The organism is Pseudomonas sp. NFPP12 (genome assembly GCF_900103205.1).
Lineage (GTDB): Bacteria > Pseudomonadota > Gammaproteobacteria > Pseudomonadales > Pseudomonadaceae > Aquipseudomonas > Aquipseudomonas protegens.
Genome location: NZ_FMWW01000015.1, coordinates 1 through 14,956 on the forward strand (window position 1 = coordinate 1; position 14,956 = coordinate 14,956).

General features: G+C 65.6%; 2 protein-coding genes. Both read left to right on the plus strand.

The genetic code is table 11. From position 1 onward, the window contains the following. Window positions 1-4,992: non-ribosomal peptide synthetase (locus BLS75_RS31740; protein ID WP_143031453.1), on the plus strand; the 4,992-nt coding region annotated here is incomplete at its 5' end. Next, window positions 4,992-14,956 (plus strand): non-ribosomal peptide synthetase (locus BLS75_RS32780; RefSeq protein WP_092215022.1); only part of this gene is annotated, 9,965 nt, incomplete at its 3' end. The genes BLS75_RS31740 and BLS75_RS32780, both read left to right, overlap by 1 nt.

Genomic DNA, 14,956 nt, shown 5'->3' on the forward strand with positions numbered 1-14,956 from the left:
CTGCTGTTCCTCGAAGCGCTGCCGCTGACGCCGAACGGCAAGCTGGACCGCAAGTCGCTGCCGAAAGTCGATGCGCAGCTGATGCAGCAGACCTACGTCGCGCCGCAGAACCCGCTGGAACAACAGATCGCGGCGATCTGGGCCGATGTGCTGAAGCTTGAGCAGGTGGGCGTCACCGACAACTTCTTCGAACTGGGTGGCGACTCGATCATCTCGATCCAGGTGGTCAGCCGTGCCCGGCAGGCCGGTATCCGCTTCACCCCCAAGGACCTGTTCCAGCACCAGACGGTGCAGGGGCTGGCCACGGTGGCGGAGCAGGGCGAGGGCGGTTTGCAGGTCGACCAGGGCCCGGTGCGTGGGCAAATGCCGCTGCTGCCGATCCAGCAGTGGTTCTTCGACACCCCGGTGCCGGAACGGCACCACTGGAACCAGTCGGTGCTGCTCAAGCCGCTGAAGCCTCTGAGTGCCGAGGCACTGCAGCAGAGCTTGCAAGCCTTGCTCGAACACCACGACGGCCTGCACCTGAAGTTTGTCGAAGAAGGCGCAGCCTGGGTCGCGACTTATGCCCCGCTGGGGCAGGTGACTGCGGCACCGTTGGCGGCGATGCAGGCCGATGCGCTGCTGTGGCTGGCGGACGACGCCACTGAAGATTCGTTGCAAGCCCTGTGCGATACCGCGCAACGCAGCCTCGATCTGCAACAGGGGCCTTTGTTGCGTGCCGTGCTCTTCACGTTGCGTGATGGCACCCAGCGCCTGCTGCTGGCCATCCATCACCTGGTGGTGGACGGGGTGTCCTGGCGGGTGCTGCTGGAGGATCTGCATCAGGCCCTGGTACAGCAGGCCGCCGGGCAAACCATCAAGCTGCCGGCCAAGACCAGCTCTTCCCAGGCCTGGGCCGGCCAGTTGCAAGCCTATGCCCGCAGCGCGGCGCTGCAGCAAGAGCTGGGTTACTGGCAGGCGCAGTTGCAGGACGTGGATTCGGGCCTGCCCTGCGACCGGGCAACGGATCAGGTGGTGATCAAGGATGCCAGGAGTGTCAGCACCGAGCTGGACCCAAGCTATACCCAGCGCCTGTTGCAGGATGCGCCGGCGGCCTATCGCACCCAGATCAACGATCTGCTGCTCACCGCCCTGGCCCGGGTCATCACCCGCTGGACCGGCGACAGCAGCGCCCTGGTGCAGCTGGAAGGCCACGGCCGAGAAGAGCTGTTCGACAGCATCGACCTGAGCCGCACCGTGGGCTGGTTCACCAGCGTGTTCCCGGTGAAGCTGACGCCGCAGCCGGCCCTGGCCGACTCGATCAAGTTCATCAAGGAACAGCTGCGGGCCGTGCCCAACAAGGGCATCGGCTTTGGTGCCCTGCGCTACCTGGGGGACGAAGCGGCGCAACAGACCCTCGCGGCATTGGCGGTGCCACGCATCACCTTCAACTATCTGGGCCAGTTCGATGGCAGCTTCGATGAGCCGGATGCCTGGTTTGCCCCCAGCGCCGAAGCCAAGGGTGCCGATCAAGGCGCCCAGGCTCCGCTGGGCAACTGGCTGAGCATCAATGGCCAGGTCTATGGCGGCCAATTGAAGCTGGGCTGGACCTTCAGCCAGGCGATGTTCGATACCGCCACCATCGAGCACCTGGCGGATGACTACGCCCGGGAACTCAAGGCGCTGATCGAGCATTGCAGCCAGCCCGAGCACCGTGGCGCCACGCCATCGGACTTCCCGCTGGCCTGCCTGAGCCAGCAACAGCTGGACCGCTTGCCGCTGGCCCTGGCACAGGTCGAGGACCTTTATCCGCTGTCGCCGATGCAACAGGGCATGCTGTTCCACACCCTCTACGAGCAGGGCGCGGGCGACTACATCAACCAACTGCGGGTGGATGTGGACGGGCTCGTACCCGAGCGCTTCCGCCAGGCCTGGCAGGCGGCCATCGACAGCCATGACATCCTGCGCAGCGGCTTCCTCTGGCAGGGCGAGCTGCCGGCGCCGATCCAGGTGGTGCACAAGCGTATCCGCCTGGACTTTGTCGAGCATGACTGGCGGGCGAACGAGGCCGTGCCGGCCGCCCTGGATGGCTTGGCCGAAGAAGAGCGCCTGCGTGGTTTCGACCTGCTGGCCGCGCCCCTGCTGCGCCTGACCCTGGTGCGCACTGGCGAGCAGCGTTACCACCTGATCTACACCAACCACCACATCCTGATGGACGGCTGGAGCAACTCACGGCTGCTAGGGGAAGTGCTGCAACGCTATGCGGGGCAGTTCGCGAGCCATGCGCCCGGGCGCTACCGCGACTACATCGCCTGGCTGCAACGCCAGGACGCCCAGCTCAGCGAGACCTTCTGGAAGCAGCAACTGGCGGTCCTGGATGAGCCAACCCGTCTGGCCCAGGCCATCAGCCGCGGTGGCCAGACCCTGGCCGGCAAGGGCTACGCCGCCCATCAACAGCACCTGGACCTGCAACAGACGCAACGCTTGAGCGAGTTCGCCCGCCAGCAGAAGGTCACGCTCAACACCCTGGTGCAAGCCGCGTGGCTGTTGCTGCTGCAACGCTACACCGGGCAGGACAGCGTGGTGTTCGGTGCCACCGTGTCCGGGCGCCCGGCGGAGCTCAAGGGCGTGGAGCAACAGATCGGCCTGTTCATCAACACGCTGCCGGTCGTGGCTGCGCCGCGCCCGGACATGCCGGTCAGTGACTGGCTGCAACTGGTGCAGGAACGCAACCTGGCCCTGCGCGACTTCGAACACACGCCGCTGTACGACGTGCAGCGCTGGGCGGGCCTGGGGGGCGAGGCGCTGTTCGACAATATCCTGGTGTTCGAGAACTACCCGGTGTCCGAGGCCCTGGCCCAAGGTGCACCGGCGCAGTTGAGCTTCGGCATGGCGGCCAACCATGAGCAGACCAACTACCCGCTGACCCTGTCGGTGTACCTGGGGCAGACCCTGGCGTTCGACTACAGCTATGCCCTGGAGCATTTCGCCGAGGCGAACATCCGGCAACTGGCGGGCTATCTGGAGCAGGTGCTCATGGCGCTGGTGGAGCAGCCGCAGTCGAGCATCGGCGAGTTGGCGTTGACTGGCGCTACCGAGCGCCGCTTGATCGAGGAGCAACGCAGCCGTACTCCGGCGCGAGACCTGTCGCCGCTCTGCGTCCAGCAGTTGATCGAGGCCCAGGCCGCACGCACTGCGGATGCCGTGGCGCTGCTGTGCGCCGGTGAGCAACTGAGCTATGGCCAGTTCAACCAGCGGGCCAACCAGTTGGCCCATGCGTTGATCGAGCAGGGCGTGGGCCCGGATGTGCGGGTGGGCATTGCCGTGGAGCGCGGGCTGGACATGATTGTCGGCCTGCTGGCGGTGCTCAAGGCCGGTGGCGCCTATGTGCCGCTGGACCCCGAATACCCCCAGGAGCGCCTGCACTACATGATGCAGGACAGCGGCATCCAGCTGCTGCTGACCCAGTCGCCGCTGCTGGAACGCCTGCGCGACGGGGTGGAGGTACCCCACCTGTGCCTGGATCAGCAGGGCCTGGACGGCTACTCCCTGAACAATCCAGCGCCGCGGGCCCAAGCCGACAACCTGGCCTATGTGATGTACACCTCCGGTTCCACCGGCCGGCCCAAGGGTGTGGATATCAGCCACCGCGCCTTGACCCAGCACGCCCAGGTTTCCCGGGACTACTTCAACATGAGCGCGGCAGACCGTGGCCTGCAGTTCTCCACCTTCAACTTCGACGCCTTTGTCGAACAGCTGTACCCGGCGCTGATTTGTGGCGCCTCGGTGGTGATTCGCGGCAAGGCACTGTGGGACAGCGAAACCTTCTACCGCGAGCTGATCGAGCAGGGCATCAGCATCGTCGATCTGAGCACCGCCTACTGGTTCATGCTGGGCAAGGACTTCGCCAGCCGCGAACCCCGCGACTTTGGCCGCCTGCGCCAGCTCAACCTGGGGGGCGAAGCCATGCCGGCAGAAGGCGTGGCGGCGTGGAAGAAGGCCGGCCTGAAACACGCCTGCCTGCTCAACACCTACGGGCCCACCGAGGCCACGGTGAGCGTTACCGCCCATGACTGCAGCCGTTACCTGCAGGACGGGCAAGCCTTGCCGAGCCAGATGCCGCTGGGCAAGGGCTTGCCGGGCCGCTCCATCTACTTGCTGGACAACAGCGGCAACCTGACCCTCAGCGGCGCCACCGGCGAGCTGATGATCGGGGGCGAGCTGCTGGCCCGGGGTTACCACGACCGCCCAGGCCTGACTGCCGAGCGTTTCATTCCCGATCCGTTCAGCAGCGATGGCGGTCGCCTGTACCGCTCCGGCGATCTGGCCCGCTATGACGCCGAGGGCGTGATCGAGTACGCCGGGCGCATCGACCACCAGGTGAAGATCCGCGGTTTCCGCATCGAGATGGGCGAGATCGAAGCGCGGCTGCTGGAGCTGCCACTGGTGCGCGAAGCCGTGGTGCTGGCCCAGGAGGCGGCCGGTGGTCCACAGCTGGTGGCCTACGTAGTGGCGGCCGCGGGTGTGGCGGTAGAGAGCCCGGAACAGCAGGCACAGGTGCGCGAGCAACTCAAAGCGGCCCTCAAGGAGGTGCTGCCGGACTACATGCTGCCGGCGCACCTGCTGTTCCTTGAGGCCCTGCCGCTGAGCCCCAACGGCAAGCTGGACCGCAAGGCCCTGCCCAAGGCCGACGCCAGCCTGTTGCAGCAGGCCTACATCGCCCCACAGAGCGAACTGGAACAGCAGGTCGCGGCGATCTGGGCCCAGGTGCTGGAGGTCGAGCAAGTGGGCATGAACGATAACTTCTTTGAACTAGGTGGGCATTCCTTGTTGGTAACCGCGATGGTCTCTCGAGTCCAGCTCAAGCTTGGGCGCCAGGTCAGTGTGCAGATGGCGTTTGAATTTCCCACCCTGGGGCTGTTCGTCAGCCAGTTGCAACAGACGCCCGGCCAGGTGCAAGGCGCCGACCTGAGTGCGCTGGAACTGTTGCTCGACGAAATGGAGGCTGTGTAATGGACAACACCACCGCGCTGAAAATTGTCAAAGGCTTCATCCTGCTGCCCCTGGAGAAGCGCAAGGTCTACCTGCAGAAGATGCTCGAACAGGGCATCTCCCCGGCCAACCTGCCGATTCCCGAGGTGCGCCTGAGCCAGGAGCGCCTGCCGCTGTCCTATGCCCAGCAACGCCAGTGGTTTCTCTGGCAACTGGCGCCCGAGAGCACGGCCTATCACATTCCCAAGGCCCTGCGCCTGCGCGGGAAACTGAATGTCGAGGCCTTGCAGCGCAGCTTCGACAGCTTGATCGCCCGGCATGAAAGCCTGCGCACGCATTTTGTCGAGGAGGCCGACACGGCGCTGCAGGTGATCGCCCCCGAGGCGCGCCTGGAACTGGTACGCCAGGCACTACCGGCGCAGGCGAGCCAGCAGCAGATCCAGACGGCCGTGCAGGACTTCGTCCAGGCCCAGACCCGGCAGCTGTTCGATCTGCTGGCCGGGCCGTTGCTCAGGGTCGGCCTGTTGCAGGTGGCCGAGGATGACCATGTGCTGGTCCTGACCCAGCACCACATCGTCTCCGATGGCTGGTCGATGCAGGTCATGGTGGATGAACTGATCGCGCTCTATATCGGTTTCTGCCAAGGGCAGACGGCGTCGTTGCCGGCGCTGCCGATCCAGTATGCCGATTACGCCCTCTGGCAGCGCCACTGGATGGAGGCCGGTGAAAAGGACCGGCAACTGGCCTACTGGACGGCGCAACTGGGCGGCGAGCAACCCTTGCTCGAACTGCCTCTGGATCGCCCGCGCCCCGCAGTGCAGAGCCATCGGGGCGGGCGCCTGGAGCTGACCCTGGAGCAGCCCTTGAGTGAAGCCCTGGGCAGCCTGGCCCAGCGGGAAGGGGTGACCCTGTTCATGCTGTTGCTGGCCTCGTTCCAGACCCTGCTGCACCGCTACAGCGGCCAGGCCGATATCCGCGTCGGTGTACCCATCGCCAACCGCAACCGGGTCGAGACCGAGCGCCTGATCGGCTTCTTCGTCAACACCCAGGTGCTCAAGGCCGAGATCGACGGGCAGATGTCCTTCAGCCAGTTGCTGCAGCAGGTACGCCAGACCGCCCTGGCGGCGCAGGCGCACCAGGACCTGCCGTTCGAGCAGTTGGTAGAGGCCTTGCAGCCGGAGCGCAGCCTGAGCCACAACCCGCTGTTCCAGGTGATGTTCAACCACCAGGTGGAAGCGGCGGGCGCAGGCAAACCCCTGAACTTGCCTGGCCTGAGCATCGAGGCCCTGGATTCCCAAGGGCAGTCGGCGCAGTTCGACCTGACCCTGGACACCGTGGAAACCCAGGGCCGGATCGCCGCGTCTCTGGTCTATGCCACCGATGTGTTCGACGCCGCCACCATCGAGCGCCTGGCCGCCCATTGGCGCCAGTTGCTGCAAAGCGTGGCCAGCCAGCCACAGCAGCGCATCGGCCTGTTGCCCTTGCTCGAGGCTGATGAGCGGGCGCAGATCCTCGACCAGTGGAACCGGCAGCAGCAGGCATTCCCTTCCCGGGCCTGCGTCCATCAGCTCATCGAGGCCCAGGCCGCCAGGGCGCCCCAGGCCATTGCCCTGACCTTCGCCGGGCAGAGCCTGGACTACCAGCAGCTCAACGAACGGGCCAATCGCCTGGCGCACAAGCTCATCGAGCAGGGCGTGGGGCCCAATGTGCTGGTGGGGCTGGCGGTGGAGCGCAGCCTGGAGATGGTCATCGGCCTGCTGGCGATCCTCAAGGCCGGCGGCGCCTACGTGCCGCTGGACCCGGCCTATCCCCAGGACCGCCTGCAGCACATGATGCAGGACAGCGCCATCGCCCTGCTGCTGACCCAGGAGCATCTGCTGCAGGGCTTGCCGGCGTTTGCCGGCAGTACCTGGTTGCTGGAGCAACCCCTGGACGGCTACCGGGTCGACAACCCCGAGGTCGGGGTGACGCCCGAAGACCTGGCCTACGTGATCTACACCTCCGGTTCCACCGGCAAGCCCAAGGGCACCTTGCAGCCACACCACAACGTCCTGCGCCTGTTCGCAGCCACCGAGCAGTGGTTCCAGTTCGGCGCCGAGGATGTCTGGAGCCTGTTCCACTCCTATGCGTTCGACTTCTCGGTGTGGGAGATCTTCGGTGCCCTGTTGTATGGCGGGCGGTTGCTGATCGTGCCCCAGGAGGTGGCGCGCTCGGCCCAGGACTTCTACCCGCTGCTCTGCAGCGAGGGCGTGACGGTGCTCAACCAGACGCCGTCGGCGTTCCGCCAGTTGATGCACGTGGCCTGCAGCGCCGAGCCTGCGCACCGGTTGCGCTACATCGTGTTCGGTGGCGAGGCCCTGGAGGTCAATACCCTGCAACCCTGGTTCCAGCGTTTCGGCGATCAGCGCCCGCAGTTGGTGAACATGTACGGCATCACCGAAACCACGGTGCACGTGACCTACCGTCCCTTGTCCGTGGCGGACCTGAGCCTGGCGGGGGCCAGCCCGATTGGCGAGCTGATCCCCGACATGTCCTGGTATTTGCTGGACAGCAACCTGCAACCGGTGCCCAAGGGCTGCATCGGTGAACTCTATGTCGGGCGTGCCGGGCTGGCCTGGGGCTACCTGAACCGCGGCGACTTGAGTGCGGCGCGGTTTGTCCCGGACCCGTTTGGCGAGGCTGGTGGGCGTCTCTACCGTACCGGCGATCTGGCGCGTTATCAGGCCGACGGTTCGATCGGCTACATCGGCCGTATCGACCACCAGGTGAAGATCCGCGGTTTCCGCATCGAGCTGGGGGAGATCGAAGCGCGGCTGCTGGAATTGCCTGCGGTGCGTGAGGCGGTGGTGCTGGCCCCGGAAGGTCCCGACGGCCCGCAACTGGTGGCCTACGTGGTGCCCGCCGGCCTGGACTGGAACGGCCAGGACCCGCTTGCCGAGCAACTGCCCCTGCGCGACGCCATCAAGGCCGGGCTGCGCGAGCACCTGCCGGGCTACATGGTTCCGGCCCATGTGCTGTTCCTCCAGGCGCTGCCCCTGACCGCCAATGGCAAGCTCAATCGCGCTGCCTTGCCGGCCATCGACGGCAGCCTGTTGCAGCAGGCCCACGTGGCCCCGCGCAGCGAGCGCGAACAGCAAGTGGCCGGGATCTGGGCCCAGGTGCTGAAACTGGAAAAGGTCGGCTTGACCGATAACTTCTTCGAGCTCGGCGGCCATTCGCTGCTGGCCACCCAGGTGATGTCGCGCATCCGCCAGGAGCTGGGCATCGAGGCCCCCCTCAAGCTGTTGTTCGAAGGCGAGTCGCTGGTAGATTTCGTCCGCCTGCTGGGCCCGGAAACTGCCCAGCCACTCCAGCCGATTCCCCTGGTGGACCGGCAGCAGCCGCTGGCGGTGTCCTATGCCCAGGAACGCCAGTGGTTCCTCTGGCAGCTGGACCCCGACAGCAGCGCCTATCACATCCCCATGGCCCTGCGCCTGCGCGGCTCGCTGGATAGCCGGGCCCTGCAAAGCAGTTTCGATGCCTTGATCGCCCGCCATGAAAGCTTGCGCACGCACTTTGTCGAGAGCGCCCGGGGCCTGACCCAGGTGATCGCGGCCCAGGCCCGCTTGCCCATCAGCCAGCAGGACTTGTCCCTGCTGGTGGAGGCCGGCAACACCGATGACTTGATCAAGCAGGTTATCGACACCCAGGTACGTCAGCCGTTCGACCTGTGCCAGGGGCCGTTGCTGCGGGCCACCCTGGTGCGCCTGGCGGAGGACGAGCATGTGCTGGTGCTGGTCCAGCACCACATCGTTTCCGATGGCTGGTCGATGCAGTTGATGGTGGAGGAACTGATCCGGCTCTATGGCGCCCATAGCCAGGGGCAGGAGGCCGAGTTGCCGGCGCTGGCGGTGCAGTACGCGGACTACGCGGCCTGGCAACGCCAGTGGATGGAAGCCGGTGAGCGCGAGCGGCAACTGGATTACTGGTTGCAGCAACTGGAAGGCGGCGCTCAGGTTCTGGATTTGCCCCTGGACCATCCGCGGCCGTTGCAGCAAAGCCACAAGGGCGCGCGCCATGGCATCAGCCTGGATGGCGCCTTGCCGGGGGCCCTGAAACAGCTGGCCCAGCGTGAAGGGGTCACGCTGTTCATGCTGTTGCTGGCCTCGTTCCAGGTGCTGCTGCACCGCTACAGCGGTCAGGCGGACATCCGCGTAGGGGTGCCCACCGCCAACCGCAACCGGGTGGAGACCGAGCGCCTGATCGGCTTCTTCGTCAATACCCAGGTGCTCAAGGCTGAAGTCGACGGGCAACTGAGCTTCAGCGACTTTCTAAGTCAGGTCAAAAGAGCCGCGCTGCAGGCTCAGGAACATCAGGACCTGCCCTTCGAACAACTGGTGGAAGCCCTCAAGCCGGAGCGCAGCCTGAGCTACAGCCCGCTGTTCCAGGTGATGTTCAACCACCAGGCGGCCGCCCGCCAGGACGCTGCAACCCTGGAGGTTCCAGGGTTGCAGGTGCAGATGCTCAATGGCGAGGACAGCACGACCCAGTTTGACCTGACCCTGGATACCTTCGAATCCGAGGATGGCCTCTGGGCCTCCCTGACCTACGCCACCGACCTGTTCGAGGCGTCCACCATCGAGCGTCTGGCCCAGTCCTGGGTGCAGTTGCTGCAGGGCATTGTCCTGCAACCCGGGCAGCGCCTGGGGGATTTGCCGCTGCTGGGCGCTGCCGAGCAGAACCGGTTGCTGCACGAGTGGACCCCGGCCACCGGCGAGTTCCCCAGCGAGCACTCCGTACACCAGTGGGTGCAAGCACAAGCACAGAAAACCCCCGACGCCCAAGCCCTGCTATTCGCCGGCCAGCGCCTGAGCTACCGGGAACTCAATGCCCGGGCCAACCGCCTGGCACACAAGCTGATCGAGCTGGGCGTGGGGCCTGAAGTACGGGTGGGCGTGGCCTTGCAGCGCACCCCGGAAATGGTCGTGGCGCTGCTGGCGGTGCTCAAGGCCGGTGGCGCCTATGTGCCCCTGGACCCGGATTATCCCCAGGACCGTCTGGCCCACATGCTGCGCGACAGTCAGGCGCAGATCCTGCTGACCGAAAGCGCCTTGCTGTCGCTGCTGCCGTCCGTGGAATCCCTGCAGACCCTGCAACTGGATGCCCAGCCAGGCTGGCTGGATGGCTACCCGACAGACGACCCGGCGCCACGCGCGACCCCGGACAATCTGGCCTATGTGATCTACACCTCCGGTTCCACCGGCCTGCCCAAGGGCGTGGCGATTGCCCATCGCAACGTGCTGGCGCTGATCGACTGGTCGAACCGGGTGTACAGCACTGACGACCTGCAAGGGGTGCTGGCTTCCACCTCGATCTGCTTCGACCTGTCGGTGTGGGAGCTGTTTGTCACCCTGTCCAGTGGCGGTTCCATCGTCCTGGCCCGCAACGCCCTGGAACTGCCGGAGCTGGCGGACCGCGACCGGGTGCGCCTGATCAATACCGTGCCTTCGGCGATTGCCGCGCTGCACCGCAGCGGGCAGATTCCGCCCAGCGTACGGATCATCAACCTGGCGGGTGAGCCGCTGAAACAGGCCCTGGTGGATAGCCTCTACCAGCAGCCCGGGCTGGTGCATGTCTACGACCTGTATGGCCCTTCGGAAGACACCACCTACTCGACCTACACCCGGCGCGAGGCGGGAGGGCAGGCCAATATCGGCCGGGCCATCAGCAATACCCAGAGCTACATCCTCAGCCCGGACCTGCAACCGGTGCCGGTGGGCAGTGCCGGCGAGCTGTACCTGGCCGGCGCCGGGGTGACCCGAGGCTACCTGGCGCGCCCAGGGCTGACCGCCGAGAAATTCGTGCCCAACCCGTTCTCCAGCGACGGTGGCCGGTTGTACCGCACCGGCGACCTGACCCGCTATCGCGCCGATGGGGTGATCGAGTACATCGGCCGCATCGACCATCAGGTGAAAATCCGCGGTTTCCGTATCGAGCTGGGGGAAATCGAAGCGCGGCTGGTGCAGCAGGCGGCGGTGCGTGAAGCCTTCGTCCTGGCCCATGACGGCGAAAACGGCCAGCAACTGGTGGCCTATATCGTGCCGAGCGACGCCGCTATGGCGGTGGCAGGGGAAGCCCAGGCCGCCCTGCGCGAAAGCCTCAAGACGGCACTCAAGGAACACGTGCCGGACTACATGGTGCCGGCCTACCTGCTGTTCCTCGAAGCGTTGCCGCTGACCCCCAACGGCAAGCTCGATCGCAAGGCCCTGCCCAAGGTCGACGCCCAGCAGATGCAGCAGGTCTACGTGGCGCCGCAGAGCGAACTGGAGCAGCAGATCGCGGCGATCTGGGCCGATGTGCTGAAGCTTGAGCAGGTCGGTGCCACCGACAACTTCTTCGAACTGGGCGGTGATTCGATCATCTCGATCCAGGTAGTCAGCCGCGCGCGGCAGGCCGGTATCCGCTTCACCCCGCGGGATCTGTTCCAGTACCAGACGGTACAGGGGCTGGCGGCAGTGGCCGAGCAGGGCGAGGGCGGGGTGCAGATCGACCAGGGCCCGGTGCGTGGCGCAACTGCGCTGCTGCCGGTGCAGCAGTGGTTCTTCGAGCTGCCCATGAGCGAACGCCATCACTGGAACCAGTCAGTGCTGCTCAAGCCGGCCCAGCCGCTGCGCGCCGAGGTGGTAGAGAACGCCTTGCAGGCCCTGTGGGTGCAGCATGACGCCTTGCGCTTGCAGTTCAGCCAGGAGGCGGATGGCTGGTCGGCGCGTTTTGCCGATGCAGGCCAGCGGCCGGAGCTGCTCTGGCAGGTCGCAGTGGATGGCGCCCAGGCCATGGAACAGTCGGCGATCGAGGCGCAGCGCAGCCTGAACCTGCAGGACGGGCCGCTGCTGCGGGCCGTGCTGTTCAGCCTGGAGGACGGCAGCCAGCGCCTGTTGCTGGTGATTCACCACCTGGTGGTGGACGGGGTGTCCTGGCGGATCCTGCTGGAGGATCTGCAACGGGCCCACACTCAACTCAGCGCCGGCCAGACCCTGGCGTTGCCGGCCAAGACCAGCTCGACCCAGGCCTGGGCCGAGCAGATGCAGGCCTATGCCCAAGGTGCGGCGCTGCAGGAAGAACTCAAGTACTGGCAGGCCCAGTTGCAGGGCGTCGAGTCGAACCTGCCGCTGGACCGCCCGGTGACCGAGTTGCAGAACCAGCACGCCAGCAGCCTCAGTTCACGTCTGGACAAGGCCCATACCCAGCGCCTGCTGCAGGATGCCCCGGCGGCCTACCGCACCCAGATCAATGATTTGCTGCTCACCGCCCTGGCCCGGGTCATCACCCGCTGGACCGGCGAAGCCAGTGCCCTGGTGCAACTGGAAGGCCACGGCCGCGAAGACCTGTTCGACAGCATCGACCTGACCCGCACCGTGGGCTGGTTCACCAGCATGTTCCCGGTGAAGCTCACGCCCCAGGCATCCCTGGCCGACTCGATCAAGTTCATCAAGGAACAACTGCGGGCGGTGCCGAACAAGGGCATCGGCTTTGGCGCCCTGCGTTACCTGGGGGATGCTCAGGCGCAGCAGGCCCTGGCAGCCTTGGCCGTGCCGCGTATCACCTTCAACTACCTGGGCCAGTTCGACGGCAGTTTCGACGAGCAGGATTCCCTGTTCAAACCCAGCGGTGAAGCCAAGGGCGACGACCAGAGCCCACTGGCCCCGCTGAGCAACTGGCTGAGCCTGGATGGCCAGGTCTATGGCGGCGAGTTGAGCCTGAACTGGACCTTCAGCCAGCAGATGTTCGATACCGCCACCGTGCAGCGGCTGGCCGACGACTATGCCGAGGAGCTCAAGGCGCTGGTGGCGCATTGCTGCACACCAGAGCTGGCGGGCGCGACCCCGTCGGACTTCCCACTGGCGGGCCTGAACCAGCAGCAACTGGATCGCCTGCCGGTGGCGATGGCCTCGGTCGAGGACCTCTACCCCCTGTCGCCGATGCAGCAGGGCATGCTGTTTCATACCCTCTACGAGCAGGCGACGGGCGACTACATCAATCAACTGCGGGTAGACGTGGACGGCCTTGATCCGCTGCGCTTCCAGCAGGCCTGGCAGGCGGCCATCGATCGGCATGACATCCTGCGCACCGGCTTCATCTGGCAGGGCGAGGTGTCGACGCCGCTGCAAGTGGTGCACAAGCACATTGCCCTGGACTGCACCGAACATGACTGGCGCGGCCAGCCGCAGCAGCAGGAAGCCCTGGATACCCTGGCCACCGCCGAGCGCCAGCGTGGCTTCGAGCTGGATGCCGTGCCGTTGTTGCGCCTGACCCTGGTGCGTATCGACGAGCAGCGCTACCACCTGATCTACACCAACCATCACATCCTGATGGACGGCTGGAGCAACTCGCAGTTGCTCGGCGAAGTGCTGCAACGTTATGCCGGTCAGTTGCCCAGCCACGCTCCGGGCCGCTACCGGGACTACATCGCCTGGCTGCAACGCCAGGATGCCCAGGCCTGTGAAAGCTTCTGGAAAGAACAACTGCAGACGCTGGATGAACCGACCCGCCTGACCCAGGCGCTGTCCCGGGTCGCGGACATTGCGGCCGGCACCGGCCACGGCAAGCATCATCGCGAGCTGGACCTGGCACAGACGGCACGGCTTGGCGAATTTGCCCGGCAGCAGAAGGTCACGGTCAATACCCTGGTGCAGGCGGCGTGGCTGCTGTTGCTGCAACGTTGCACCGGGCAGGAAAGCGTGGTGTTCGGCGCCACGGTGGCGGGGCGCCCCGCGGAGCTCAAGGGCATAGAGCAGCAGGTGGGCTTGTTCATCAACACCTTGCCGGTGGTGGCCACGCCACGCCCGGACATGACCGTGAGCCAGTGGTTGCAGGCAGTGCAGAACCGCAACCTGGCGCTGCGCGACTATGAGTACACGCCACTGTACGAAGTGCAGCGCTGGGCCGGGCTGGGCGGGGATGCGCTGTTCGACAACATCCTGGTGTTCGAGAACTACCCGGTGTCCGAAGCCCTGGAAAAAGGTGCTCCGGCGCAACTGCGCTTTGGCGCTGTGGGTAACCACGAGCAGACCAACTACCCCCTGACGGTCGCGGTCAACCTGGGGGCGAGCCTGTCGTTCGAGTTCATCTATGCCCGTGAATCCTTCTCCGAACCTTCGATGGTGCAGTTGGGCGGGCATTTGCAGGGCCTGTTGCTGAGCCTGATGGAGCATGCGCAAACCGGCCTGGGTGAGTTGCCATTACTGACGCAGGACGAGCAGCACCGTATCCGCCAGGATTGGGACCACACCGATGTGGTCTACCCGACCGAGCGTTTTGTTCACCAGCTGTTTGCCGATCAGGCGGCCAAGGCTCCGGATGCCCCGGCGGTGTTCTTCGCCGAGCAGCGCCTGAGCTATCGCGAGCTGGATACTCAAGCCAACCAGCTGGCGCACAAGTTGATCGAACTGGGCGTTGGCCCGGAAGTGCGGGTGGCCATCGCCATGCCGCGTTGCGCGGAAATCATGGTGGCCTTCCTTGCCGTGCTCAAGGCCGGTGGGGTTTATGTGCCGCTGGATATCGAATACCCCCAGGACCGTCTGCGCTACATGATGCAGGACAGCGGCGCGTGGCTGCTGCTGACCCAGAACCATCTGCTGGATCGCTTGCCGATTCCTGAGGGGCTGCCGACCCTCAGCGTCGAAGGCGCGGCCGATTTTGCGGCTTACCCTGTGACCAGTCCGCAGGTGGATCTGGCCGAGGAAAACCTCGCCTATGTGATCTACACCTCCGGTTCCACCGGCTTGCCCAAGGGCGTGGCGGTGTCCCACGGCCCGCTGGCCATGCACAGCCTGGCCACCGGCGAACGTTATGAAATGAGCCCGGCGGATTGCGAGTTGCACTTCATGTCCTTCGCCTTCGACGGCTCCCATGAAGGCTGGATGCACCCGCTGATCTACGGCGCCAGCGTGCTGATCCGTGATGACAGCCTGTGGTCGCCGGAATTCACCTACGAACAGATGCACCG